Consider the following 21,529-nt stretch of genomic DNA (forward strand, 5'->3'; position numbering starts at 1 on the left):
GGTGGCGGCGTTGCCTTACCCGGCCTACGTTTAATTGTAGGCCCGGTAAGCGCAGCGCCACCGGGCAACGGAGCTAAAGGTGTGCTTCTATATACCGCTGATAGCGGTTTGCCTTCAGATAACACAGATCCACCAGCACCAGCCCGTCGATACAGTTATTGAACGCCGGATCGCTGCCGAAATCGATAAACTGCACGCCGCCGGGTTCGCATAGCTCGGAATACTGTTTGTAGAGCGGCGGGATGCCGCAACCCAGGTTGCCGAGCAGGGATTTCAGCTTTGTCAGGTCATCCACGTAATCCACTCCGCCAAACTGTGCCAGCACGTCCGGAAGTGAGGCCGGGTAGGGTTGACGCGAGGCGGCTAGGGGATGGCTGGCCGGAAACCAGAGACGATAAAACGCCACCAGCAGATCCCGTGCGGCTGGCGGTAAGCCGCCGGAGATGGACACCGGACCAAACAGGTAACGGTAATGGGGATAGCGTGCCAGATAGGCGCCAATGCCTGACCACAGATAGTCCAGACCGCGACGCCCCCAGTAGCGCGGCTGTATAAAGCTGCGCCCCAGCTCAATACCGTGCTCCAGTATGTCCTGCATTTTTTCGTCGTAGTGGAACAGGCTGTAGCTGTACAACCCCTCGACGCCGCGCTTTTCCACCTGCATGGCCGTTGGCATAAAGCGGTACGCGCCGACAATCTCCAGGTCATCGTCATCCCACAGAATAAGGTGCAGATAGTCATCATCGTAGCTGTCGGTATCCCGGCGCTTCCCGCTGCCTTCCTCCACGGCACGAAAGGCAATCTCGCGCAGCCGCCCCAGCTCGCGCAGCAGAGGCGCCTCTTCCTGCCCGTTGCGCTGCCAAAGATAGATGGCCTTACCATCGCTCGTTTTGCCCAGACACTCGGCCTGCGCCAGTTCGCGCTTGAGCGTCGCCCTGTCTTCCGGGCGGGCAATGGCGCACTGGGTTTTAAAGACGCCAGGCAATCCCTTGCCAAGACGTATCACGTGCTGACGACACTGCTCGGCCATCTCACGCGATGAAAGGGTAGAACTAAACCGGTCATTCCAGGCAATCTGCTGGCCGATTTTGATCGGCAACTGACTGTGACGGCGGCGAAACATCTGTTGCATCAGCAGCAGCATGGATACCGTTGGCGAGACCAGGGTACTGGCATAAAACAGCAGGCTGTTGTGCGCCTGGATATGTACCGGGAGTAGCGGCACCCGTAGTTTGCCGGCCAGCTTGATAAAGCCCGGATGCCATTTTTTATCGCGGATGCCTTTGCGCGTTGGGCGGGAAACTTCGCCCGCCGGAAAGAAGATCAGCACGCCGGCGTTTTGCAGGTGCTGCTCCATCTGTATCAGCGAGGATTTTGCGGTTCTGCCGCCCATATTATCTACGGGAATAAATAATGAACTGAGGGGCTCAAGGTGGGACAGCATCCTGTTGGTAACAACCCTGACGTCGCGGCGCACGCGGGAAACGGCATACAGCAGCGCCAGCCCATCCAGGGTGCCGGTCGGGTGGTTCGCTATCACAATGAGTGGGCCGTGTTCGGGGATTTGTTCGAGGTCGCGGGCGGAAACGGAGCAGTGAATATCAAGGTGTTCCAGAACCTGCTCCACCATATCCAGCCCTTTCAGGTGACGGTGGCTGGCGGCAAACTGCTGAAATTCGTCTTCGTGAAGCAGTCTTTTTAACAGACTTTTTTGCCAGGGTGCGGGCCTCGCCTGAGGCCAAAGGTCATCAAGAACGCTGTCGAGACTAAACATTGATCACTCCTCCTGCCGTCTTGCCCAGACAGTAGAAGGAGGAGATGTCGTTTGTATTGCAGTTTGGTGAAGATTAGCGCAGAGAGCAGGCCGGGTAAGGCGAAGTCGTTACCCGGCGCTAAAGCGGATTAACGCAGAATTTTCTTCTCAGCCAGATCCAGCGCGAAATAGCTGAAGATCAGATCCGCGCCCGCGCGTTTGATCGCCCCCAGGCTTTCGAGGATCACTTTCTCTTCGTCGATGGCACCCGCCTGCGCGGCGAATTTGATCATCGCGTACTCGCCGCTCACCTGGTAGGCGCCCAGCGGCAGTTCGGTGCGTTCGCGAATGTCGCGCAGGATATCCAGGTATGCGCCAGCTGGTTTCACCATCAGGCAGTCAGCGCCCTGGGCTTCATCCAGCAGAGACTCACGAATCGCTTCGCGGCGGTTCAGCGGGTTCATCTGATAGGTTTTACGATCGCCTTTCAGCGCCGTGCCGGCTGCTTCACGGAACGGACCGTAGAAAGAGGAGGCGAATTTGGTGGAATAGGACATGATGGCGGTGTCGGTGAAGCCCGCAGCGTCCAGCGCCTGACGGATCGCCTGTACCTGCCCATCCATTGCCGCAGAAGGCGCAATGAAATCCGCACCCGCAGCGGCGGCAACTACCGCCTGCCTGCCCAGATTCAGCAGGGTCGCATCGTTGTCCACGCCGTGATCGCACAGCACACCACAGTGGCCATGAGAGGTGTATTCGCAGAAGCAGGTATCGGACATGACGATCATCTCCGGCACACTCTCTTTGCAGATGCGCGACATGCGGGCGACGAGGCCGTCTTCTTTCCAGGCATCGCTGCCGGTCGCGTCAGTGTGGTGGGAGATACCGAACGTCATTACCGAGCGGATGCCCGCATTCGCAATGCGTTCGATCTCGCGGGCCAGATGCTTTTCAGGAATGCGCATCACGCCCGGCATCGCGTCGATGGCTTTGTAGTCATCGATCTCTTCTTCAACAAAAATCGGCAACACCAGATCGTTTAAGGTCAGTGTTGTCTCTTCAAACATGGCGCGCAGTGCGGGAGACTTGCGCAGGCGACGGGGACGTGCAATTAAATCGGTCATGGTATGCCTGATGTTTGTGGAACAAAGAGGTATAGTGTACCTGAAAGCAGGGAGCGGTGTTTTACTAAAGTTGTCTTTTAGATTTTCGAAATCGACTAATATTCGCTGTATGTATTTTGTCTATATTATAAAACTTATTCTGGTGTTTAATATTGGTGAGGTTTCTATATTGGTTCGGGATTATAAATATAAATGATTTATTGCTTTTTATTATATGTGCCGAAGCAACTAAAGTAGTTTGCAATCAGTTGAATTTATAATATTTATTCATAATGATTGATATTGTCCTGGGTTTACAAGCTTATTTGTCTGAATACGGACTTAATGGAATCATTCATTGAACCTTTTCGAACTGAAACTGCATAATTCCTTCCGCAATTTTATGTTGCTAAATGATTTGATGGACAAACTTGCTTACGTCCCTGAGGAGGGATGACCCAATGCAAACATGGAAAAAGAAACTGGTTGTATCACAACTTGCATTAGCCTGCACACTGGCTATCGCTTCTCAGGCCAATGCGAAAGATATATCCGGCACAACATATAATACTTTTGGCTATGACAATACCGCGTCCACGCCCTGGTATTATGGTTATGCTGACTGGGATTATTCAGATGCCACACATGATGGTGACATTTATCCAGTCATCAATAAATCAACCGTAAACGGAGTTATTTCGACATACTATCTGGATGATGGTGTCAATGGCCGTGCGAACGCGTTAAGTATTTCTAACAGCACCATTAACGGCATGATCACGTCAGAGTGTATGACCACGACGTGTGCAGATGGCGTGGATACTGACGGTACCACTCATACCCAGTATGATCGTTTTAGCCTGACTGTTGATAACTCCACCATCAACGATACCTACGAGCATTACGCCTACGATGTCGTCAATGGTGAAACCACTGAAACGCATTATCTGGACACCTATGGTCTGGGTAACGCGATCACGCTGGACGTTGAATCTGACATCGTTATTCAGAACAACTCCCATATCGCGGGCATCACGCTGACGCAGGGTTATCAGGAGCTGGATAACACGCCATACGACGGTGTTGAAGGCGTTGCTAACAGCAGCAATATCTTTACCGATACGCTGGTGGTGAAAGATTCTGTGCTGACCTCTGGTGCGTACAGCGATCTGGGTACCAGTGGCTTCTACGGTCAAACGGCGAAGCCGAGCGACTACGGTGAAACCAACGCCACGGCTGCGGATGATGCGGCGCTGATCGTTGTTGCTGGCGCGTCTGATAACGCTATGCAGACCACCGCTACCTTCGATCACTCTACCATTACCGGCGACATCCTTTTCGCCAGCACCTTTGATAACAACTTCTACGAGAATGGCGATCCGGCAACGGATACCACCGATGACGGCGTCTATAACCCAACCACCAACGGCTGGGATGATACCGACAAGCTGGATGTCACGCTGACCAACGGCAGTAAATGGGTGGGTGCCGCGCAGTCCAGCGTTGAAGCCATCGGCACGGCGCAGATGTATGGTGAAGGCTACAGCGATGTAGACTGGCACACGCTTTCTCCAAACAGCATCTGGCCTGATTCTACCTTTGACAGCAACGGTCATGTTGCAGGTGAAGAAGTTTATCAGAGCGGCCTGTTCAACGTGGCGCTGGATAACGGTTCCGAGTGGGATACCCGTAAGATCTCCAACATCGACGCGCTGACGGTGAACAACCAGTCTCAGGTCAATGTTGAAAACTCCGGCCTGCTGGCAGATTCCATCACCCTGACCAATGCGTCTAGCCTGAATATTGGCGACAGCGGTGGTGTGGCTACCGACAGCCTGTATCTGGATAGCTACAGCCGTGCTGCACTCACTGAAGAGACAGCTGAGCTGTATGCCAACACCATTACCGTGGACAACGGTGCAGAGCTGGCGCTGGGTCTGGGTCAGGTTGATACGCACAATATGGTGCTGACCGATGGCGGTGTGCTTAACGTTGCCAGCCGTGATTATGTGCTGAACAGCGACCTGAACAACGCACGCTATATCACCAACGATCGCTCTAAAGCGGATTACGACTATGGTGTTGTCGCGCTGAACTCTGACGGCCATCTGGCGGTGAACGGTGACGTTGCCGGTAACTATAAAGTGCGCATCGACGATGCGACCGGCGCAGGCTCCGTAGCTGACTACGAAAACAAAGAGATCGTTCGCGTCTATGACAATAACGCGGATACCGCTGCCAGCTTTACTGCGGCAAACAAAGCTGATTTAGGTGCATACACCTATCAGGCGCAGCAGAAGGGCGACACCGTTGTTCTCCAGCAGGAAGAGCTGACTGACTACGCCAACATGGCGCTGAGCATTCCTTCTGCTAATACCAACATCTGGAATCTGCAACAGGATACCGTGGGTACCCGTCTGACCAACAGCCGTCATGGCCTGGCAGATAACGGCGGCGCATGGGTGAGCTATTTCGGCGGCAACTTTGACGCGGATAATGGCACCGTTAGCTACGATCAGGACGTAAGCGGCATTATGGTAGGTCTGGATACTCAGATCGACGGTAATAACGTGAAGTGGATTGTCGGTGGTGCGGCTGGTTTCGCGAAGGGTGATATCAGCGATCGTACTGGTCAGGTCGATCAGGACAGCCAGACTGCGATGATCTACGCGTCGGCGAAGTTCATGAACGACATCTTCCTCGACAGCTCCCTGAGCTACACCCGCTTCAACAACGACCTCTCTGCTACCATGAGCAACGGTCAGTATGTTGACGGTAATACCACGACTGACGCCGTTGGTTTCGGGATGAAACTGGGCTATGACTGGAAACCAAACCTGTCTGGCTACGTCACGCCTTACGCGGCGATCTCTGGCCTGTTCCAGTCCGGTGATGACTACCAGCTAAGCAACGACATGCGTATCGATGGTCAGTCTTACGACAGTATGCGTTATGAACTCGGCGTGGATGCAGGTTATACCTTCAACTACGGCGGCGAGCAGGCATTAACGCCTTACTTCAAACTGGCTTACGTGTATGACGATGCCGACAACAATGCTGATATCAACAATGACAGCATTGATAACGGCGTGGAAGGCTCTGCGGTTCGCGTGGGACTGGGCACTCAGTTCAGCTTCACGAAAAACTTCAGTGCTTACACTGATGCGACTTATCTGGGCGGCGGCGACGTTGACCAGAACTGGGGAGCAAACCTGGGTGTGAAATACACCTGGTAATATAGAAAGCGCGGGGGATTTTTCCCCCGCTTTTTTATGTGTTTTAAAAATTATAAAGAACCGACAGATACAGATGACTTGAGGTATGCATGAACGTTAATGCGAAGCCACTTTCTGAATTAAGCCGGCTCATAAAGTGTCTGGAAGTCGCCGGTACCCCATTTAAGATCGAACCACAACAATTAATAACTACCGGCAATAATGATGATGAACCATTGACCGTTGTCATACAATCCGGCCTGACGGCCGTCCACCGTAAATCAGACGAATTACTTATGGGTATTGCGCGGGCACCGTATATCCACGGTTTAAGCGCATGGATAAATGAAAACTATCTTGAATATTCTTTGATGGCACAGACGCCTTGTACCGGATTTTATTTACCGGCATCTGACGCGTACCAGCTTATTCAGGACGCGCAACTTTGGCAAGAGGCTTTCTGCTGGCTGTCATGGCTTAACCATTTATTGGGAAAACGTGACATGCAATTGGTCGGAAATAATTCCTATAGCCAAATCCTGGCGATGCTGATCAATATGGCCGAGTGGGATGACACGCTACGTTCAAAAATTGGTGTTATGAATCATATTCAGCGTAGCACTCGTATTTCTCGTTCGGTCGTTGCTGAGGTTCTGGCGGCGCTGCGACAGGGGAACTACATCAATATGAGCCGGGGCAAACTGATCAGTATCAACCGTTTGCCCACGGACTATTGAGATCAGTTAGAGGCCGTAAGCACCTGCGCTTTATTGGCACTCAGCTCGGCCACCAGATTATTTACGCCATCACTCATATTCACGAAGCGTGTATTTGGCGACCGGGTGACCACCACAAAAGCGCCTACGTTTGATTGCGGAATCATCGCCATGTAGGTGATGAACCCGCCACCTCCACCGGTTTTTTGAATAATCCCCGGTCGGCCATCTTTTGGCGCCATATACACCCAGCCCATGCCGAGGGCATCGGCTTTACCTGGAACATCCATGCCAATGACGCGTCGTAGCTGAGCACGCTGGTAGATGAGCGTCTGCATTCGGTCGGCCTGATTGCTACGCGCGTAAAAATCCGATGAGAGGAACTGTTGCATCCAGCGCATCATGTCGCCAGGCGTAGAGTAAACGCCACCGCTGCCAATGGCGGCCAGCGTGTTATTGCACGGGCTGGCCCCTTTTTCCGCCACCATCAGACGCTTGCACTGGTCCGGGGAAGGGGTGTACGTGGTATCTTTCATCCCGAGCGGACGCGTGATCTGCTCTTCAAACAGTTGAGGGTAAGGTTTACCCGACGCCGTCGCTAAAGCGTCGGCCAGCAGATCAAACGCCAGGTTAGAATAGCCGGCCTGCGAGCCCGGGGCCGATTTCAGGGTTGCTGTGCTCAGGTAGTTCCAGCGTTGCTCGCGGGTTGGCCAGACAAAGACAGGGCGATGCGCAGCGCCACCGGGCTGTTCTCGCGGCAGGGCGCTGGTATGGGTCGCAAGATTCACCAGTCTGATCGGCGTTCCCTGATATGTCGGAACGCGAGCGCCGGGCGGTGCATATTTGCTGAGTGGATCGTCGAGTTTCACCACGCCCTGATCGAGCAGTTTCACCAGCATTTCGCTGGTCATCAGCTTGGTTATCGATGCGACACGGATAACGGAATCCAGCTGCGGACGAACGTTATTTCCCGGTCGTGTTTCACCGAAGCTGCGAAACACCCGCTGGTTACCGTCGATCACGACCAGCGCCATTCCCGTCGCACCGCTGCCGTAATAAATAAGGTTCGCGTAGCGATCGGCAATGTCAGAGGCCAGAACCGGGGCCGTCAGAGGCTGTGCTGCCTGGGCGGTGGACAGGCTCACCGCACACAGCGCGGCGATAGAGAGCAGACAACGTTTCAACGAAAAGCATCCATCAAGTGAATAAGGAAAGTTACGGGTAGTTATACTACTAATCGGCGTCGGGCAATGGCCCGATTTGCATAACGATAGCGAGAAAAACGTAACCGTGGGTAAATTTGAACAATTTACTTGCGGCGTGGCTCCCATTTTGTGACATCGACCGTATGATAGACGCTACGATCGCTGTTGCGAATGAAACGCACCGAAACAATTCCTGAAAACTGTGAAGCGAACTAATAATTCACCCGCAGGTCTCACTTTTTTGCCTGAGCCGGGAGGCTGGCACAGGCAAGGTTTCGTGTGGCGATATGTTGAACACAGCAACAGCCATAACAACAAGAAGGAAGCACAATGTTTAAGTCTTTTTTCCCAAAGCCGGGGCCCTTTTTCCTGTCGGCATTTATTTGGGCACTGCTGGCTGTCATTTTCTGGCAGGCCGGTGGCGGCGCGTGGCTGACCCGTCTTACGGGGGCAACGGGCGATATTCCCATTAGCGCAGCGCGCTTCTGGTCCATGAGCTATCTGCTTTTCTACGCTTATTACGTGCTCTGCGTAGGGCTTTTTGCCATGTTCTGGTTTGTCTATTCTCCTCACCGCTGGCAATACTGGTCGATTCTCGGCACGTCGTTAATCATCTTTGTCACCTGGTTCCTGGTGGAAGTGGGCGTAGCGGTCAACGCCTGGTATGCGCCATTTTACGATCTGATCCAGACGGCGCTGAGTTCGCCGCATAAAGTGACCATTAACCAGTTCTACCATGAGGTGGGGATCTTCCTCGGCATCGCCCTTATCGCCGTGGTGATTGGCGTGATGAATAACTTTTTCGTCAGCCACTATGTGTTCCGCTGGCGTACCGCGATGAACGAACACTATATGGCACACTGGCAGCACCTGCGGCATATCGAAGGTGCCGCACAGCGTGTGCAGGAAGACACCATGCGTTTTGCCTCTACTCTGGAAGATATGGGCGTGAGCTTTATCAACGCCATCATGACGCTGATCGCCTTCCTGCCGGTGCTGGTGACGCTCTCGTCGCACGTTCCGGAGCTGCCGATTGTCGGCCATCTGCCATACGGCCTGGTGATTGCTGCGATTGTCTGGTCGCTGATGGGAACGGGGCTGCTGGCGGTGGTGGGGATCAAGCTGCCGGGGCTGGAGTTTAAAAACCAGCGCGTGGAAGCGGCCTACCGTAAAGAACTGGTGTATGGCGAAGACGATGCCAACCGTGCGTCACCGCCTACCGTGCGTGAGCTGTTTGGCGCCGTACGTCGTAACTATTTCCGCCTCTATTTCCATTACATGTATTTCAATATCGCGCGCATTCTTTATCTTCAGGTTGATAACGTTTTCGGGTTGTTCCTGCTGTTCCCGTCCATCGTTGCGGGTACGATTACGCTCGGTCTGATGACCCAAATCACCAACGTCTTTGGTCAGGTTCGCGGTTCGTTCCAGTATCTGATCAGCTCCTGGACTACGCTGGTGGAGCTGATGTCCATCTACAAACGTTTACGCAGTTTCGAGCGTGAGCTGGACGATAAGGACGTGCAGGAAGTCACCCATACATTAGGTTAAAAAGGAATTGCTATGCCATTTGCCGTACCACGTGCATTACCGCTGACGTTACTCGCCGCTTTTGTGCTGGCGGGCTGTGCCGAAAAAGGGGCTGCCCCGCTCAAAGAAGGGGAGAAGCCCGTTGATGTGGCGAGCGTGGTGCGGCAAAAGATGCCCGCCAGCGTGAAGGATCGCAGTGAGTGGGCTGATGCGCTGGCAGCGACCTTCAAAAGCCAGAAGATCGCGCCTACCGAGGAGAATATCTGCTCGGTGCTCGCGGTGGCGCAGCAGGAATCGATGTATCAGTCAGATCCTGTAGTGCCTGGCCTGAACAAAATCGCCTGGAAGGAGATCGACCGCCGGGCCGAATCGATGCATATCCCGGTTTTCCTGGTGCATACCGCCCTTAAAATCACCTCGCCAAACGGTAAAAGCTACAGTGAACGGCTGGATACGGTGAAAACCGAGAAACAGCTTAGCGCCATTTTCGATGATTTCATCAATATGGTGCCGATGGGGCAGAAGCTGTTTGGCTCGCTAAATCCGGTGCATACCGGCGGTCCGATGCAGGTCAGTATCGCATTTGCGGAAAAGCATACCGACGGCTATCCGTGGGATATCGACGGTACGGTACGTCAGGAGGTCTTCTCCCTGCGCGGTGGGCTGTGGTTTGGGACGTATCACCTGCTGAATTATCCGGCCAACTACGATAAACCGCTGTATCGCTTTGCCGACTTTAACGCGGGCTGGTATGCCAGCCGAAATGCAGCCTTCCAGAATGCGGTAAGCCGCGCCAGCGGTGTGAAGCTCGCTTTGGACGGCGATCTCATTGCTTACGGCAGCAGTGAGGCCGGGACCACCGAACGTGCGGTGCGAAAACTCTCGACGAAGCTGGAGATGAGCAACAGCGACATTCGCCGACAGCTGGAGAAGGGCGACAGCCTGGCGTTTGAGAAAACGGATCTGTATAAGCAGGTCTTTGCGCTGGCCGAGAAGAAAAGTGGAAAGGCTTTACCCAGAGCCATTCTGCCAGGCATTCAGCTGGAAAGCCCGAAGATCACGCGTAACCTGACGACCGCCTGGTTCGCGAAACGCGTTGACGATCGTCGGGCACGCTGTATGGGACTGTAATCAGTGGCGGTTGCGCCAGCGCAGGACAAGGGCAATCACGCCCAGAACCATGCTGCCCGCAAGGAAGGGAATGAGTCCAAATACGGTGCTCACGCCTAAACCGATTTCAACGCGCGGGCGGCCTGTATCCTGCACCTGCATCAGATGCTCATACACGCCAGGGGCATGCACCAGCATATTCAGCAGTTGGGTTCCTGCCCAGAAACAAAACAGAACAAACAGGGCATAGGCAATATTCCCCGCCGTGGAGGTTTTTGGTTGTTTTCCGCCAAAAATCGGTTTCGACAATGTAAAGTCTGCCATAAGACCTCCCGATAATATCACTCTGTTTTAATACGCGTCGTACAGGGTGAGTGTGACAGGTCATAGCATTTGTCAATATCAGAATCGTGGGAAATTCGGCTCAGGATTTCTCCTGGATTGTCGATTTCTGCATCACGTCACAAATTGATAACATAAGTGAAACTGCGCTGCATTTCAGAATTTACGTATCCGCCACAGACGCCTTTATCAAACTGTGAGAGGATAGTTTTTTTTCTGCCGGAGTTGTCATGAAGCTCACTTCCAAATTACGCCGTGACTGGCATTACTACGCCTTTGCGATCGGGCTGATCTTTATTCTCAACGGTGTTGTCGGGCTGCTGGGATTTGAAGCGAAAGGCTGGCAAACCTATGCGGTTGGGCTGGTAACCTGGGTAATCAGTTTCTGGCTGGCGGGATTTATTATCCGCCGTCGTCCCGATGAGACGACGACGGCAGAGAAAGCTGACTAACCGTTAGTTAACGGAACTTTTCAGGGCGCTGTCAGCGGCGTGACGTTCCAGCGCCAGTTCAATCAGGCGGGTGATCAGTTCCGGATAGCTTATCCCGCTGGCCTGCCACAGCTTCGGGTACATGCTGATATTGGTAAAGCCCGGCAGAGTGTTGATTTCGTTAATCACCACCTCGTTATCCGGCGTCAGAAACACGTCGACGCGCGCCATCCCACAGCATCCCAGCGCCTGATAGGCTTCAACGGCGATCGCCCGGATCTTGTCGTTAACGTCAGGATCGAGCGCGGCGGGAACCACAACCTGGGCACCTTTGTCGTCAATATATTTGGTGTCGTAGGAATAGAAGTCGCTGTTCAACACGACTTCACCGCAGGTACTCGCCTGCGGGAAGTCGTTGCCCAGAACGGCGCACTCAATTTCGCGTCCGTTAATTCCCTGCTCAACCACCACCTTATGGTCAAACTCAAAGGCCAGACGAACGGCATCGTTAAACTGCGCTTCGCTGGTGACTTTGCTGACGCCGACGGACGAGCCCTGATTCGCCGGTTTCACAAACAGCGGCAGGCCGAGTTGCGCCTGGATCTGCGCGAAGCTGTGTTTATCGCGGTTGGCGCGAGTGAGCGTCACGAACGGCGCAATATTCAGACCAGCGTCGCGCAGGAGACGTTTTGTGACGTCTTTATCCATGCAGGCGGCAGAGCCCAGCACATCGGAACCGACAAACGGCAGGTTCGCCATCCGCAACATGCCTTGCAGGGAGCCGTCTTCGCCCAGCGTGCCGTGAACGATAGGGAATACCACGTCAATCTGTGCCAGCGCCTGCGCGTTCCCGGCATCGATAAGCTGTCCCTGTTCCACGCCCGGAACCGTTGCGACGCTGATATCAGAAGGATTAAGGGCAATGTGCGCCGGATCGTCAGCGTGTAACAGATACTGGCTGGCATCGTTAACATGCCACTGGCCCTGTTTATCAATGCCCAGCAGCACCACGTCAAAACGGCTTTTATCAATCGCATCAACGATATTTTTAGCCGATTGCAATGACACCTCGTGCTCTGCCGATTTTCCCCCAAAGACAATACCTACGCGCTGCTTTGCCATCTCACTCTCTTCCAGTCTGACGAAAAGCCCATAACATACCACGATGCCCGGCGGGTTTCGCGGCCTTCTGCCATAATGTTTTGGGGATGCTGAAGGGGGGCGCGTGAAAGGAAAAGGTCTGCTTATTCTTATTGTTATTGCCGGGATCGCCACGGTGGGCTACCGCTGGTTGCCGCCGTATTACAAGCCTTTCGTGCCGCTTACGCTTGACGATCCGCCCGGAAAAATAACCCAGTTTAAACTTCGACGTTTAACACCGCAGGCATGCGAAAGCCTGTTAGCGCAGGCGAATCAACGCCAGCTTATCCGTACCCAGGCTGTCGCTGACAGCGCCGGTGAGTGTCCGCTGAGTAACGTGGTGCGCGTGCGCGATTTTGGCCCGGTGAGCCTGAACAGCAGCTTTCTGGCCAGTTGTCCGCTGGCGTTAAGTTCGGCGCTGTTTGTCAGCCAGCAGGCCCGACCACTCACCAAAACCTGGACCGGAAGCGAGCTTACGCGTATTGAACATCTGGGCAGCTTCGCCTGCCGCAATATCTACAGCCGCCCGGATGCGCGGCGCAGCGAACATGCCACGGCGGATGCGCTGGATATCAGCGCTTTCAGGCTGGCAAATGGACAGCGCGTTACCGTCCTGAACGGCTGGAAAGCGGAAAAGACGCAGCCCTGGCTACAGGCCCTGCTCTCGGCAAGCTGTGGCTATTACGGTAACGGTCTGGGGCCGGACTATAATGCCGCCCATGCCAACCATTTCCATCTGGGGATGCGCGGCTATGGATTATGTCGATGAAGCATAATCTTCCGCCAAAAATTGGATAAATTGTGACTTATTTCACAAATATGATGACTGGGAAGATAAAACACCAAAGTCTGCAAGGCCGCATCTCTGGCGCTATGTCATTGCGCGTAACTTGCTAATCTGTCGGCGAATTCGCCTAAAAATGAAGACTATTTCTGTTATGGAATCCTGGAAAGTTAATCTCATTTCAGTCTGGTTCGGCTGCTTCTTCACCGGACTGGCTATCAGCCAGATATTGCCCTTCCTGCCGCTGTATGTGTCGCAGCTGGGAGTGACTTCCCATGAAGCGCTCTCGATGTGGTCCGGCCTGACGTTCAGCGTGACGTTTCTGGTCTCCGCCATTGTGTCGCCGATGTGGGGCAGCCTGGCGGATCGCAAGGGGCGCAAGTTGATGCTGCTCCGCGCCTCGCTGGGGATGGCGATAGCCATTTTGCTCCAGGCCTTCGCCACCAACGTCTGGCAGCTGTTTATTCTGCGGGCGATAATGGGGCTGACCTCCGGTTACATTCCGAATGCCATGGCGCTGGTGGCCTCACAGGTACCGCGTGAGCGAAGCGGCTGGGCGCTCAGCACGCTTTCCACGGCCCAGATCAGCGGGGTCATTGGCGGCCCGCTGCTCGGCGGCTTCCTGGCGGACCATGTCGGGCTGCGTGCGGTCTTTATCATTACCGCGATCCTGCTAACGATCAGCTTTCTGGTCACCCTTTTTCTGATTAAAGAGGGCGGGCGGCCTGTTGTCAGTAAATCCGAACGCCTGAGCGGAAAAGCGGTTTTCGCCTCGCTGCCTTATCCTGGCCTGATGATTAGCCTCTTTGTGACGACGATGGTGATCCAGCTCTGTAACGGTTCGGTAGGGCCGATTCTGGCGCTGTTTATCAAGTCGATGGCGCCGGACAGCAGCAACATTGCTTTTCTGAGCGGGATGATTGCCGCGGTGCCGGGCGTGTCGGCGCTGATGTCTGCTCCGCGTCTGGGGAAACTGGGCGACAGGATCGGTACGGCACGTATTCTGATGGCAACGCTCATCATTGCGGTGATCCTTTTCTTTGCCATGTCATTCGTCACCACACCTCTTCAGCTCGGCATCCTGCGCTTCCTGCTTGGCTTCGTAGATGGCGCCATGCTGCCCGCTGTTCAGACGCTGCTGGTGAAATATTCCAGTGACCAGGTAACCGGCCGCATTTTTGGCTACAACCAGTCGTTCATGTATTTAGGCAACGTAGCGGGCCCGCTTATCGGCGCCTCGGTCTCGGCGATGGCGGGTTTCCGCTGGGTATTTGCCGCGACGGCGGTGGTGGTCCTGCTGAATATTATTCAACTGGCCTTTGCCTTGCGACGCCGCAGGCGAATCGCTGAGGCAAAGTCGGCCCGGTAAACACGATAATATATTATTTATTCTTATGAACGCCGCATTTTTATATAACGAAATGCGGCGCCTTTCTTTCAGGAAAACGTTTCGCTTTCGCGCTGAAATATCTTTTTTGGCAGCGATGTCACTTTTGCATAAGATAAAGCTAATCCATGCTTTTCATTATTCAGAGAGGGTGTTAATTTCAGGGGAAATCACATAAGGAAATAGCACCATGAAAAATCTCATTGCTGAGTTGTTGGTTAAGCTTGCCCAAAAGGAAGAAGAGTCGAAAGAGCTGGTTGCCCAGGTCGAGGCGCTGGAAATCGTTGTGACGGCGCTGCTGCGACAGATGGCAAAACCGGAGCAGGAGGCGTTGATCGACAACGTTGAAGGCGCGCTGGAAAAAGCGCGTCCTGATTCCCAGGTGCCTGCGGAAGATGCGGAGCTGCTTCAGCAATACGTAAAGAAGCTTTTAAGGCATCCTCGCAGCTAACCTGCCTGAGGTGAAATGACGTGTCACAGAATTGTCATGCAGGATGCCTGGCGTCGCTCTGTTTTTATTTTTACACATTTATGCAGGGAAAATTTAATTGAGACAGAGCACACCTTTCACCGCATAATTTCTGTTATTAATTACCGCCTCCCACCCGGCGAAATCGGTTAATGAATATTGTTCCGATACAGGGCTGAAATAACCGCAGAGCCCGGCGAAAATCAGAGTCGCAGGGTGGTTTTTTTCCCGTAACGAGCCAGACTTAACGTGGAACTTCACATAAAGGATGGTGCAATGAAAACAACAATACTGGTTACCCTGCTCTCTGGCCTGTGTCTGATCGCCTCAGCACACGCGGAAGAGAAAACGTTAACGCCCCAGCAGCAGCGCATGACGACCTGTAACCAACAGGCGACATCGCAAAGCCTGAAAGGGGATGCCCGTAAAACGTACATGAGCGACTGCCTTAAAAATGGTGCGGCTAAACCCGGTGTAAAAAGCCTGACCCCACAGCAGCAAAAAATGCGTGAGTGCAACGCCCAGGCGACACAGCAGATGCTGAAAGGCGACGATCGCAGCAAGTTTATGAGCGCGTGCCTGAAAAAACAGGCGTAGTGCTAACGGGTGAGTCACGGCTGTGGCTCACCCAAAATTTCATACTTTCCCCGCTATCCCCCTCTCTATAATTTGGGAAAATGTTTCAGAATATTCCCAAAAATGATGAATGATGAGTTTTATGACAATCACGAGAACATTCGGGAAGCGTGGCACCAGCAGCTTTCTCAGGATGATTCATACCGTTCCGGTCTGCGATTTGCCCGGCGAATACGGCTGGCACGCATCGTTGGTCTGGCGGCGCTATTTGTTCCGCTTGCCAGCGTTCTGGTGAGCCAGTTTCTTTCCGGCGTCTGGTGGTTATTGCTGGTGGGCTGGGTCTTTGTCTGGCCCCATCTGGCCTGGCAGCTGGCTTTTCGTTCGGCTGAACCCCACAGCAGTGAAATTGTTAATCTGAAAATCGATGCCATTATTGCCGGTGTCTGGATGGGGCTAACAGGGTTCAGTGCGCTACCAACGGCGGCGCTGATCGTGATGATCGGCATGAATATGATGGGATCGGGGGGATGTCGGTTATTTCTGACAGGACTGGCGCTGCTTGCTCTGTCTGCTCTGCTCACCGTGCAATCCACGGGTAGTCCTGTGGTATTGACCTCTGAACCGCTGGCGTTGTGGCTGACGCTCCCCGTGCTGGTGGTCTACCCCATACTGTTTGCCTGGCTCAGCCACCGCACGGCGATCCGTCTGGCAGAGCATAAGCGTCGGCTTGAGCTGATGAGTACCCGCGACGGAATGACCGGCGTATTCAATCGCCGTCACTGGGAAACGCTGCTACGTAACGAATTTGAGGCCTGCCGTTGAAGCCATCGACAGGCGACGATACTGCTCATCGATATCGATCACTTCAAGACGATCAACGACACCTGGGGGCATGACGTGGGAGATGAAGCGATTGTCGCCATCACGCGCCAGCTTCAGCTGACCCTACGCTCAGGCGATTATATTGGCCGTTTTGGCGGGGATGAGTTCGCGGTGATCATGTCCGGCACGCCTGCCGACAGCGCGATTGCTGCGATGTCGCGCGTCCACGAACGGCTGGTCAACATGCCGCTGCACGGAGCACCTATGGCGAGGTTGTGTATCAGCGTTGGGGTTGCCCCCTGTGGGGCGCAGTTCACCCACTATCGTGAATGGCTAAAGGCGGCGGACGTGGCCCTCTATAAAGCCAAAAATGCCGGACGGGGCCGCACCGAAGTGGCCGCCTGACGCCCGGCGTAGCGCATCAGGACTTACTGAGCTTCTCTGATTTTTCCATGCATTTTTCCATCGCCTCGATCACGGCGGAGCGGAACCCGCGATCTTCCAGCACGCGCACGGCTTCAATGGTTGTGCCCCCCGGTGAGCACACCATATCTTTCAGTTCGCCCGGATGTTTACCTGTTTCCAGCACCATTTTGGCCGAACCCATCACCGCCTGCGCTGCAAATTTGTAGGCCTGCGCGCGCGGCATTCCACCCAGTACGGCGGCATCGGCCATGGCTTCGATAAACATAAAGACATACGCCGGGGCAGAGCCGCTCACGCCGACTACCGGGTGGATCATCGGTTCGGCAATCACTTCCGCTTCGCCGAAGCAGCGGAAAATATTCAGTACATCCGCCACGTCTTCAGATGTGACCAGCGCGTTCGGGGTAACGGATGTCATACCGGCATTCACCAGCGACGGGGTGTTTGGCATGGCGCGAACAATCTTACGGTCGTGGCCCAGCGCGCGGGCGAGCTGATCGAGGGTCACGCCTGCGGCAATCGATACCACCAGGGTCTCTTTGTTAAGGCTGGAGGTGATCTCGCTCAGGACTTTAATCATGATATTCGGCTTAACGGCGCCAAAGACAATATCCGCCACCTGAGCCACGTCCTGTGCGCTTTCGGCAGCGTTGACACCATACTCATCACGCAGCGCCGCGACTTTATCCGGGGATGGGGTATAGACCCAAATCTGCCCCGGCAACACCTGCCCGCTGGCAATCAGTCCGCCGAGGATAGCTTTGCCCATATTTCCGCAGCCGATAAACCCGATTTTCTTATCCATCACGTCTCTCCGTTATTATGCGTTGTTATCTCTCATTGATAGCTTAACAACGAAATGCAGGCGACAATAGTCACCAGAATCATAATGGGGAGAGACTATGGCGATTTGGGTTGATGCGGACGCGTGTCCGAATGTCATCAAAGAGATTTTATTTCGTGCTGCCGAGCGCGTGCAGATGCCGCTGACGCTGGTGGCGAACCAGAATATCCGCGTGCCGCCCTCCAGATACATCCGTTCTCTGCGCGTTCCGGCCGGGTTTGACGTGGCGGATAACGAGATAGTACGCCTGTGTGACGCAGGAGATCTGGTGATCACCGCGGATATCCCGCTGGCTGCCGATGTACTGGCGAAAGGGGCGGCGGCGCTGAACCCGCGCGGAGAACGCTATTCGCCGGCAACGATCCGGGAGAAGCTCACCATGCGTGATTTTATGGATACGCTTCGTTCCAGCGGCGTGCAAACCGGTGGGCCGGACAGCCTGTCGCAGCGCGATCGCCAGCAGTTTGCCGCCGAGCTGGATAAATGGCTGCTGGAAGTGAAGCGCCGCCCGGCGTAGCCCACCTCCGGGCGGTTTTGTGGTACAGTGTGGCTTCCACAGGCTTGTCATTCCGTACCGCTTTGCAGTAAAGTTAGCGCAACATCTACTGCAATCATTTCTTTACAGCCTTCAGTTATCCGGCAGCAAGGGGAACACCTGGTTATGAACCCACCCATCTTTTTAGTTGGCCCTCGCGGCTGTGGGAAAACCACCGTTGGTCTGGAGCTGGCGCGTCTGTGCCAGAGTCAGTTTGTCGATACTGACCATTGGCTCCAGGAGAATGCCGGTAAGACCATTGCCGATATCGTTGAGGATGAGGGTTGGGAGAGCTTTCGTGCGCGTGAAACAGCCACGCTGGAAGCGGTGACCGCGCCGTCAACCGTGATCGCGACCGGTGGGGGCATTATTCTGGCGCCGTATAACCGCCAGTTTATGCGCGAAAAGGGTGTCGTGATCTACCTCTGTGCCCCGGTCTCTACGCTGGTGGGGCGGCTGGAGGCGTTTCCGGAAGAGGGACAGCGCCCGGCGCTGACCGCGAAACCGCTGAGTGAAGAGGTCAGCGACGTCCTCGCCGAACGCGATGCACTGTACCGCGAGGCGGCACACCACGTTGTGGATGCGTCAGCGTCACCCGAGAAAGTTGCGATTCAGATTATTACCGCCCTGCGTTTGGCTTGCGCCAGCTAACAGCCGTCTATACTCATAGCTCAGACATAAAAAAAGGATGAGCTATGCCAACCAGACCTCCCTATCCACGTGAAGCCCGCATCGTTACCGTTGAAAAAGGTAATGGCGATCAGACCGTAACCTGGTACCAGCTGCGTGCCGATCACCCTAAACCTGATTCGCTGATCAGCGAACATGAAACCGAACAGGAAGCGCTGGATGCGAAACGGCGCTATGAGGATCCTGAGAAGTCCTGACAGGAATCCGAATTCGTTACAACCGTGCCTGAATCACACTTTTAACATATCGCTGATGTTAAGCAGCAGTTAATATTTAGTTATTACAGGTGGATTCGGAAAGGCCAGTCGATCTTTACATTACGGTGTAGAGATCCCCTGCTACCCTTGGTGCTGTTTTGTTGAAAAAATGAACAGTGCAGCGTAGTGAGCCTGTACCTGTGTGGCAGTTGTGGTAGTAACGGAAGGCGATCAAAATGAAGGCGACGTTGGCGATCCTCACGATTGGTGTGGTGCCTGTAAGCGAAGTATTACCGCTCTTAACCGAGCATGTCTCTGAACAACAAATTACGCATCTCAGTCTGTTAGGGAAGCTCAGTCGGGAAGAGGTCATGGAAGACTACGCGGTCGGAGAGGGGGAAGATCCCCTGGCAACGTTACTCAGTGACGGTAAACTGGCGCATGTGTCACGCCAGAAAATCGAGCGCGCGCTACAGGGCGTGATCGAAGTGCTCGACAATCAGGACTATGACGTTATTTTGCTGATGAGCACGGCACCCGTTAAAGGATTCAGCGCGCGTAATGCCATTCTGCTCGAACCGATGCGGATTATCCCCCCGCTGGTGGCCTCAATTGTTGATGGTCATCAGGTTGGGGTCATCGTTCCCGTTGAGGAACTGCTGGATAACCAGACGGTGAAGTGGGCCGCGCTGGAGCACACCCCGCTTTACGCGCTGGCAAACCCGTTCTGGGACAGCGAAGCGAAGCTGATTGCGGCCGGGCAGGAGTTGATCGACAGAGGGGCGGATGTCCTGATGCTCGACTGCCTGGGCTTCCATCAGCGGCATCGTGATTTACTGCAAAAGGCGCTGGATGTTCCGGTGCTGCTCTCTAACGTCCTGATGGCGCGCCTGGCGTCAGAATTACTGGTGTAATGATTTTGCGTGACAGGTCATGAGCATGGCCCCTATAGTGGATTTTTCTCAATAAATATAAGGGCCAGTTCATGCTTCAAAGTAACGAATACTTTTCCGGTAAAGTGAAATCCATTGGTTTTACCAGCAGCAGCACTGGCCGCGCCAGTGTCGGCGTAATGGCGGAAGGGGAATACACCTTTGGCACCGCAGAAGCGGAAGAGATGACGGTGGTCAGCGGCGCGCTGAACGTCCTGCTGCCGGGTGAAACGGAGTGGAAAGTCTATAGTGCCGGGCAGGTCTTCAACGTGCCGGGCCACAGCGAGTTCCATTTACAGGTTGCAGAGCCAACCTCTTATCTGTGCCGCTATCTGAAATAAAAGCATGCCGGGTGGCGCATTCGCTTACCCGGCCTGCGTTTTGCCTGTCAGCGCTGCGCTTCGCCGCCGAGACCTTCCACCAGGTTCTGAATCAGCGCCGCCAGCTCGCCGGTCATCAGGATAAAGTCTGCGTCAAAGCGCTGAGCATAATCTTCGCGGTAGATATCTTCGTTCTGATCGCGCAGTTCATCGCAGAACTTAAGGCGCTTCACGGAGCCGTCATCACACATCACAAACTGAATGCGCTGCTGCCAGTCGAGTGCCAGTTTGGTCACCACTTTGCCCGCTTCAATGTGCACGGCGATTTCGTCGCTCACCAGATCCTGTTTCTTCGCGCGGATCACGCCGCCATCTTCCAGCAGCGCTTTCAGCTCTGCTTCATCAAGGATCTGGAAGCCCTGCGCGGCAGTCCCGCTGCGCACCCACTCGGTCAGGGTCAGCTCAATCGGCGTTTCCAGCGCCAGCGGTACCACCGGTAATGAGCCAAGGCTCTTACGCAGCAGCGCCAGCGTATCTTCCGCTTTTTTGGCGCTGGCGCAGTCCACCATGATCAGCCCGTTAACAGTGTCGATCCACATCATGGTCTGGCTAAAGCGGCTAAAAGCGCGCGGCAGCAGCGAGTGCAGCACTTCATCCTTCAGCGAATCTTTTTCGGTTTTTTTAAGCTTACGGCCCTGTTCAGCTTCCAGCTTGAAGATTTTCGCTTCGAGCGCCTGCTTAACCACGGGCGTCGGCAGGATCTTCTCTTCTTTACGGGCGCAAACGATGATTTGCCCCGTGCTGCTGGCGTGGGTCAGCGCATCGCTTTGAGAACCCATTGGCGGAACCCAGCCGGTTTTTGCCATATCCTGGCTACCGCAAGGGGTAAAGGAGTAAGCGGCTAACTGTTTTTCCATCTCTTCTGCACGCAGCGAAACGTCGCGGCTGAGACGGTAAACCATCAAATTTTTGAACCACAGCATGATAATTTCCACGGCCTTG

Annotated in this window: 21 protein-coding genes and 1 pseudogene; 15 read left to right on the forward strand and 7 right to left on the reverse strand. The window is 54.3% G+C overall.

What is annotated here, in order from left to right:
* Positions 1-73 precede the first annotated feature (73 nt).
* Complete coding sequence (locus KTH07_RS02250) at positions 74-1,774, reverse strand: lysophospholipid acyltransferase family protein (RefSeq protein ID WP_017383146.1); 1,701 nt, start codon at positions 1,772-1,774, stop codon at positions 74-76.
* A gap of 128 nt (positions 1,775-1,902) precedes the next feature.
* Positions 1,903-2,877 (reverse strand): porphobilinogen synthase, encoded by a 975-nt coding sequence (gene hemB / locus KTH07_RS02255; protein WP_032620173.1) that lies wholly within the window; start codon positions 2,875-2,877, stop codon positions 1,903-1,905.
* A 440-nt stretch (positions 2,878-3,317) separates the two neighbouring features.
* On the opposite strand from hemB, the gene KTH07_RS02260 reads away from it, so the two are divergent.
* Both KTH07_RS02260 and KTH07_RS02265 read left to right on the forward strand, forming a co-directional pair.
* Positions 3,318-6,092: an autotransporter outer membrane beta-barrel domain-containing protein gene (locus KTH07_RS02260; RefSeq protein WP_063162198.1), complete on the forward strand. Its 2,775-nt coding sequence runs from the start codon at positions 3,318-3,320 to the stop codon at positions 6,090-6,092.
* A gap of 89 nt (positions 6,093-6,181) precedes the next feature.
* Positions 6,182-6,808, forward strand: a complete 627-nt coding sequence (locus KTH07_RS02265) for a helix-turn-helix domain-containing protein (protein WP_032620170.1) — start codon at positions 6,182-6,184, stop codon at positions 6,806-6,808.
* 2 nt (positions 6,809-6,810) lie between these two features.
* Here KTH07_RS02265 and ampH read toward each other — a convergent pair whose 3' ends face one another.
* On the reverse strand, positions 6,811-7,971 hold the full coding sequence (ampH, locus tag KTH07_RS02270; protein ID WP_003859164.1) for a D-alanyl-D-alanine-carboxypeptidase/endopeptidase AmpH: 1,161 nt from the start codon (positions 7,969-7,971) through the stop codon (positions 6,811-6,813).
* A 351-nt stretch (positions 7,972-8,322) separates the two neighbouring features.
* Between ampH and sbmA the strand changes: the two genes are divergently transcribed.
* A complete protein-coding gene (gene sbmA, locus KTH07_RS02275) occupies positions 8,323-9,543 on the forward strand; it encodes a peptide antibiotic transporter SbmA (RefSeq protein WP_003859162.1) in 1,221 nt (406 codons plus the stop codon).
* 12 nt (positions 9,544-9,555) lie between these two features.
* The gene (locus KTH07_RS02280) at positions 9,556-10,653 is read left to right on the forward strand and encodes a DUF1615 domain-containing protein (RefSeq protein ID WP_017383149.1); all 1,098 of its coding nucleotides are present in this window, start codon (positions 9,556-9,558) and stop codon (positions 10,651-10,653) included.
* Here KTH07_RS02280 and KTH07_RS02285 read toward each other — a convergent pair whose 3' ends face one another.
* On the reverse strand, positions 10,654-10,956 hold the full coding sequence (locus tag KTH07_RS02285; RefSeq protein ID WP_003859159.1) for a DUF2755 family protein: 303 nt from the start codon (positions 10,954-10,956) through the stop codon (positions 10,654-10,656).
* Between the two features lie 248 nt (positions 10,957-11,204).
* On the opposite strand from KTH07_RS02285, the gene KTH07_RS02290 reads away from it, so the two are divergent.
* Entirely contained in the window at positions 11,205-11,426 is a 222-nt protein-coding gene (locus tag KTH07_RS02290) for a DUF2754 domain-containing protein (RefSeq protein WP_015571318.1), read from the forward strand.
* Positions 11,427-11,429: 3 nt separating this feature from the next.
* On the opposite strand, the gene ddlA is transcribed toward KTH07_RS02290, so the two are convergent.
* A complete protein-coding gene (gene ddlA / locus KTH07_RS02295; protein WP_023296002.1) occupies positions 11,430-12,527 on the reverse strand; it encodes a D-alanine--D-alanine ligase in 1,098 nt (365 codons plus the stop codon).
* 103 nt (positions 12,528-12,630) lie between these two features.
* Between ddlA and KTH07_RS02300 the strand changes: the two genes are divergently transcribed.
* The 5 genes and pseudogenes from KTH07_RS02300 to adrA all read left to right on the forward strand — a co-directional run bounded on the left by KTH07_RS02300 (position 12,631) and on the right by adrA (position 16,988).
* On the forward strand, positions 12,631-13,314 hold the full coding sequence (locus tag KTH07_RS02300; RefSeq protein WP_032620168.1) for an extensin family protein: 684 nt from the start codon (positions 12,631-12,633) through the stop codon (positions 13,312-13,314).
* A gap of 169 nt (positions 13,315-13,483) precedes the next feature.
* Positions 13,484-14,698 (forward strand): multidrug efflux MFS transporter, encoded by a 1,215-nt coding sequence (locus tag KTH07_RS02305; protein WP_063162197.1) that lies wholly within the window; start codon positions 13,484-13,486, stop codon positions 14,696-14,698.
* A gap of 208 nt (positions 14,699-14,906) precedes the next feature.
* Positions 14,907-15,167, forward strand: a complete 261-nt coding sequence (gene iraP / locus KTH07_RS02310) for an anti-adapter protein IraP (RefSeq protein WP_003859148.1) — start codon at positions 14,907-14,909, stop codon at positions 15,165-15,167.
* 294 nt (positions 15,168-15,461) lie between these two features.
* Positions 15,462-15,782 carry a phosphate starvation-inducible protein PsiF gene (psiF, locus tag KTH07_RS02315; protein WP_032102863.1) on the forward strand — a complete coding sequence of 107 codons (321 nt, stop codon included), beginning with the start codon at positions 15,462-15,464 and terminating at the stop codon, positions 15,780-15,782.
* A 102-nt stretch (positions 15,783-15,884) separates the two neighbouring features.
* Positions 15,885-16,988, forward strand: a pseudogene (gene adrA, locus KTH07_RS02320) (diguanylate cyclase AdrA).
* 16 nt (positions 16,989-17,004) lie between these two features.
* Here adrA and proC read toward each other — a convergent pair.
* A complete protein-coding gene (gene proC, locus KTH07_RS02325; protein WP_015571314.1) occupies positions 17,005-17,814 on the reverse strand; it encodes a pyrroline-5-carboxylate reductase in 810 nt (269 codons plus the stop codon).
* A 97-nt stretch (positions 17,815-17,911) separates the two neighbouring features.
* Between proC and KTH07_RS02330 the strand changes: the two genes are divergently transcribed.
* From KTH07_RS02330 to ppnP, 5 genes are all read left to right on the forward strand, one after another.
* Positions 17,912-18,370, forward strand: coding sequence for a YaiI/YqxD family protein (locus KTH07_RS02330; RefSeq protein ID WP_003859141.1), 459 nt, complete (start codon positions 17,912-17,914; stop codon positions 18,368-18,370).
* 144 nt (positions 18,371-18,514) lie between these two features.
* Positions 18,515-19,039 (forward strand): shikimate kinase AroL, encoded by a 525-nt coding sequence (aroL, locus tag KTH07_RS02335; protein WP_017383154.1) that lies wholly within the window; start codon positions 18,515-18,517, stop codon positions 19,037-19,039.
* Between the two features lie 44 nt (positions 19,040-19,083).
* Positions 19,084-19,275: a protein YaiA gene (gene yaiA, locus KTH07_RS02340; protein WP_003859135.1), complete on the forward strand. Its 192-nt coding sequence runs from the start codon at positions 19,084-19,086 to the stop codon at positions 19,273-19,275.
* 236 nt (positions 19,276-19,511) lie between these two features.
* Complete coding sequence (locus KTH07_RS02345; protein WP_032620165.1) at positions 19,512-20,189, forward strand: AroM family protein; 678 nt, start codon at positions 19,512-19,514, stop codon at positions 20,187-20,189.
* 71 nt (positions 20,190-20,260) lie between these two features.
* Entirely contained in the window at positions 20,261-20,548 is a 288-nt protein-coding gene (ppnP, locus tag KTH07_RS02350) for a pyrimidine/purine nucleoside phosphorylase (RefSeq protein ID WP_003859131.1), read from the forward strand.
* 47 nt (positions 20,549-20,595) lie between these two features.
* Here ppnP and rdgC read toward each other — a convergent pair whose 3' ends face one another.
* Positions 20,596-21,510 carry a recombination-associated protein RdgC gene (gene rdgC, locus KTH07_RS02355; RefSeq protein WP_063162196.1) on the reverse strand — a complete coding sequence of 305 codons (915 nt, stop codon included), beginning with the start codon at positions 21,508-21,510 and terminating at the stop codon, positions 20,596-20,598.
* Between the last annotated feature and the right edge of the window lie 19 nt (positions 21,511-21,529).

It is taken from the genome of Enterobacter cloacae complex sp. ECL72 (genome assembly GCF_019056635.1).
Classification (GTDB): domain Bacteria; phylum Pseudomonadota; class Gammaproteobacteria; order Enterobacterales; family Enterobacteriaceae; genus Enterobacter; species Enterobacter hormaechei_C.

Bases quoted from the DNA above. Each gene is read 5' to 3' on its own strand.
- KTH07_RS02330 (WP_003859141.1), top strand. From the start codon at position 17,912: ATGGCGATTTGGGTTGATGCGGACGCGTGTCCGAATGTCATCAAAGAG.
- KTH07_RS02285 (WP_003859159.1), bottom strand. From the start codon at position 10,956: ATGGCAGACTTTACATTGTCGAAACCGATTTTTGGCGGAAAACAACCA.
- KTH07_RS02345 (WP_032620165.1), top strand. From the start codon at position 19,512: ATGAAGGCGACGTTGGCGATCCTCACGATTGGTGTGGTGCCTGTAAGC.
- sbmA (WP_003859162.1), top strand. From the start codon at position 8,323: ATGTTTAAGTCTTTTTTCCCAAAGCCGGGGCCCTTTTTCCTGTCGGCA.
- yaiA (WP_003859135.1), top strand. From the start codon at position 19,084: ATGCCAACCAGACCTCCCTATCCACGTGAAGCCCGCATCGTTACCGTT.
- ddlA (WP_023296002.1), bottom strand. From the start codon at position 12,527: ATGGCAAAGCAGCGCGTAGGTATTGTCTTTGGGGGAAAATCGGCAGAG.
- KTH07_RS02265 (WP_032620170.1), top strand. From the start codon at position 6,182: ATGAACGTTAATGCGAAGCCACTTTCTGAATTAAGCCGGCTCATAAAG.
- iraP (WP_003859148.1), top strand. From the start codon at position 14,907: ATGAAAAATCTCATTGCTGAGTTGTTGGTTAAGCTTGCCCAAAAGGAA.
- KTH07_RS02305 (WP_063162197.1), top strand. From the start codon at position 13,484: ATGGAATCCTGGAAAGTTAATCTCATTTCAGTCTGGTTCGGCTGCTTC.
- ppnP (WP_003859131.1), top strand. From the start codon at position 20,261: ATGCTTCAAAGTAACGAATACTTTTCCGGTAAAGTGAAATCCATTGGT.
- aroL (WP_017383154.1), top strand. From the start codon at position 18,515: ATGAACCCACCCATCTTTTTAGTTGGCCCTCGCGGCTGTGGGAAAACC.
- hemB (WP_032620173.1), bottom strand. From the start codon at position 2,877: ATGACCGATTTAATTGCACGTCCCCGTCGCCTGCGCAAGTCTCCCGCA.
- KTH07_RS02280 (WP_017383149.1), top strand. From the start codon at position 9,556: ATGCCATTTGCCGTACCACGTGCATTACCGCTGACGTTACTCGCCGCT.
- KTH07_RS02260 (WP_063162198.1), top strand. From the start codon at position 3,318: ATGCAAACATGGAAAAAGAAACTGGTTGTATCACAACTTGCATTAGCC.
- KTH07_RS02250 (WP_017383146.1), bottom strand. From the start codon at position 1,774: ATGTTTAGTCTCGACAGCGTTCTTGATGACCTTTGGCCTCAGGCGAGG.
- rdgC (WP_063162196.1), bottom strand. From the start codon at position 21,510: ATGCTGTGGTTCAAAAATTTGATGGTTTACCGTCTCAGCCGCGACGTT.
- KTH07_RS02290 (WP_015571318.1), top strand. From the start codon at position 11,205: ATGAAGCTCACTTCCAAATTACGCCGTGACTGGCATTACTACGCCTTT.
- psiF (WP_032102863.1), top strand. From the start codon at position 15,462: ATGAAAACAACAATACTGGTTACCCTGCTCTCTGGCCTGTGTCTGATC.
- proC (WP_015571314.1), bottom strand. From the start codon at position 17,814: ATGGATAAGAAAATCGGGTTTATCGGCTGCGGAAATATGGGCAAAGCT.